This is a genomic window from Bacillus gaemokensis, from assembly GCF_001590835.1.
GTDB classification, from domain to species: domain Bacteria; phylum Bacillota; class Bacilli; order Bacillales; family Bacillaceae_G; genus Bacillus_A; species Bacillus_A gaemokensis.
Genome location: NZ_LTAQ01000022.1, coordinates 29150 through 32110 on the forward strand (window position 1 = coordinate 29150; position 2961 = coordinate 32110).

Annotated in this window: 3 protein-coding genes and 2 pseudogenes; 4 read left to right on the top strand and 1 reads right to left on the bottom strand. The window is 32.5% G+C overall.

The features are described from left to right. Window positions 1-289: 289 nt before the first annotated feature. Together AZF08_RS16945 and AZF08_RS16950 are read left to right on the top strand one after the other, a co-directional pair. Window positions 290-703, top strand: coding sequence for an amino acid permease (locus AZF08_RS16945; RefSeq protein ID WP_033678100.1), 414 nt, complete (start codon window positions 290-292; stop codon window positions 701-703). Window positions 704-1070: 367 nt separating this feature from the next. Next, window positions 1071-1526 (top strand): DUF5065 family protein, encoded by a 456-nt coding sequence (locus AZF08_RS16950; RefSeq protein WP_033678098.1) that lies wholly within the window; start codon window positions 1071-1073, stop codon window positions 1524-1526. A gap of 58 nt (window positions 1527-1584) precedes the next feature. On the opposite strand, the pseudogene AZF08_RS31355 reads toward AZF08_RS16950, so the two are convergent. Then, window positions 1585-1743 (bottom strand): annotated as a pseudogene (locus AZF08_RS31355) (IS6 family transposase); the annotation flags it as partial. A 247-nt stretch (window positions 1744-1990) separates the two neighbouring features. Between AZF08_RS31355 and AZF08_RS16955 the strand changes: the two are divergent. Beyond that, window positions 1991-2533: a TnsA endonuclease N-terminal domain-containing protein gene (locus tag AZF08_RS16955; RefSeq protein WP_051725928.1), complete on the top strand. Its 543-nt coding sequence runs from the start codon at window positions 1991-1993 to the stop codon at window positions 2531-2533. 38 nt (window positions 2534-2571) lie between these two features. Beyond that, window positions 2572-2862 (top strand): annotated as a pseudogene (locus AZF08_RS16960) (IS6 family transposase); the annotation flags it as partial. Window positions 2863-2961 lie beyond the last annotated feature (99 nt).

The following is a 2961-nucleotide window of genomic DNA, read 5'->3' on the forward strand; positions in this document are numbered from 1 at the left end:
TTCGGCGTATGATGAATTACGAAATTTATTAACAATCGCATAAAATTAAGAACTTTTAGCTGGATTACTCTATTCTTGAATCAACTTTGCAACAGAACCTTTAAAAGTGTTTCGTTTGTGTACTAAGGATATAATTTATATGATTAATTAATTAATTAATATGAATCTAAGACGGAGAACGATAAATTGAAGACAAGAGAGATTCTTACTACCGAACAACGAGAATATTTTTATAATTTACCTAAACATATGGATGAGCGAGAAATTCTACGCTATTACACAATTTCTGATGAATAATAATTCTTTCATAACTATATTTAAAATTATTATTCCTGGATTAACGATTGGTACACTCTTATTTGTTGGATTTCATGGGGGAAACTTCTCTAGTAATCAAGGATTTGTCCCTTCTGGATGGTCAAATGTACTAACAGCTATGGCTACATCTGGTATTATCTTCGCATTTAATGGATTTCAAAGTCCTATTAATATGACTGGAGAAGCTAAAAATCCAGGCCGCTCAATTCCACGAGCTGTAATAGGTTCTTTACTAATTGCAACAGTCATATATGTTCTATTACAAATTACCTTTATTGGGGCCGTGGATCCTACTATGATTGTAAATGTATGGTCAAATTTAAATTTCAATTCACCATACAGAGATGTAAACGCAAGTATCAACTTACTAAAATTAGCCATGTAATTGGTATTTTCTTTAGGGGCAGGGACTGCCCTTATAGCTTGGTAAATATAGATAGCTAATAAAGTATCTAGTTCCCAAGAAGCCCCCACTTCAAACAGTCCGCTAGGACGTTAAGTGGGGGGAGTTCACAGAAAGATGTTTACTTCTATAAGGATAACGGTATATGCATTTGTTAAAAATTTATGTATAATAAATATCAGATATTTAATGGTATAATTTTCAAAAATCAGGGGGTAATTGTAATAAAAAAAAGTGTAACTGTTGATAGAGCACCATTAAATGATTGTATTGAAATTATTTCTGCTAATTTGATTATGAAAAAAATAACAATTGATAGCTCAGAGACGCTGAGCAGAAGGAGATAATTATGAAAAAATTTAGCAAAGTAGTATTTGCAGGAGCTTTAGCATTCGGTGGGTTTACAGCAGTTGAATTAGCAAAACCTACAACACAAGCACAAGCAGCTGTAGCTGATGATTGGCCTTTTAAAACATTCCCAGAATTACATCACAACATCAATGACAACGCAAACTTGAACGTTGGCAATTTAAAACAAGGTCAAACATTCACGGTACATGGATCAATTGGTGGCGGTGACGAAGCTGTTGTTAAAATTTATCGTGTAATGGACGATATGTCATTAGCACGTTACAAAACAATTTATGATTCAAACCCAGATGAATATGTAGCTACATTTACAACGCCAATCACAACAGCTTATGACCCTGGCAGTTATGTTGCGGTAATGCAATATACTTTCGAATTTGAAGGTAAAATTGGTTACGAATACAGCCACGGACAAATGTTTACAATCAGCAAATAATCGGTTCTGGTGCAAAGTTTGTTAAAGAATAGATGTTTTCAACCAAAAGCACTTCATTTTATGCGATTGTTACTAAATTCCGTAATTCATCGTACGTCGAAAAACCGAAATCTAGGCTCAGATTTCGGTTTCATTTATATAAAACATGAACAGTTTCAATTCCTATAATTATACGTGAGGCATGACGTAGATTTTGAAATCCTGCGGATTTAGCAAAGTAACCAAAAGACAACATTCATTATATTTGAGAGTTGGTACAATTGTGTAGAGTGACACAATTATACCAAGATTAAATACGCTGAAATAGCGTGTTTTTTTATTTAAAGTGGGTAGATTTTTGTCATTTTTTATGACACAATTATACCAACATTATGCGCAAATGACACAATTATACCAACTTAATCTACGAAATTAGCATTTCTAAATTACGCATTGTGCAGCCTATAAAGTTGGAGGAGGTTTCATTGTATAATCCGATAAAAATGCCACGAAATAAAAGTTTTGGCAATAATTATTGGGAAGTATATAGTCCGAAATTAAATCGGACAGTGCGTTTATTCAGCAACCTTGAATATAAACACTGGTTATTAATCGAAATTGACAGGACTATTCAAAATTTCTGTGAACAGCCTTTAAAAATACAATACTTTAAAGATGGTCGAATGAAAGAAAGTATATTTGATATGTGGATTCAATATCACAATCAAGTAGAAGAATTTCGCGAAGTTAAATATATTGTAGATTTATCAACTCCACGAGCTAAACAACAAATTGAACTTCAAAAAAACTGGTGTAATGACCATGGACACTCGTATAAAGTAGTAACAGATCATCATATTCGTAACAATCCCATTCTTTTAGATAATGCAAAAATTATTATTCCTTACTTAAAAAATTCCTCGGACATAACTGTTCAAGATATGAACTCAATTCTACAATTCATTAAAAATTCTAAAACTATTTCCATCAAAGATATAAAAGGTTCTGTTGCAAAGTTTTCTAAATGAGACTACACTCTAGAAAAAAAGAGTAAGGAGAAACACAAATGCGATATTTTAAAGGAAAACAGTTCAAGAAAGATATTATTTTAATAGCCGTCGGCTACTACTGTCGCTTTTCTTTAAGCTATCGTGATGTCTCTGAAATTTTAAAAGAACGTGGAATCTCAGTTCATCCAACAACTATCATGCGCTGGGTTCATGAATACGGAAACCTTATCTATCAAATTTGGAAGAAGAAAAATAAAAACGTCCAATTATCTTGGAAGCTAGATGAAACCTGTATAAAAGTCAAAGGAAAATGGTGTTATTTATATCGTGCAATAGATAAAAACGGGGGTTCTGGTGCAAAGGTAAAATAAAAGAGAATATAGCGCATATATTTCTAGCGGAATTGTATTTTATGCTGTTAGCCCAAACAATTGATGGATGAATTC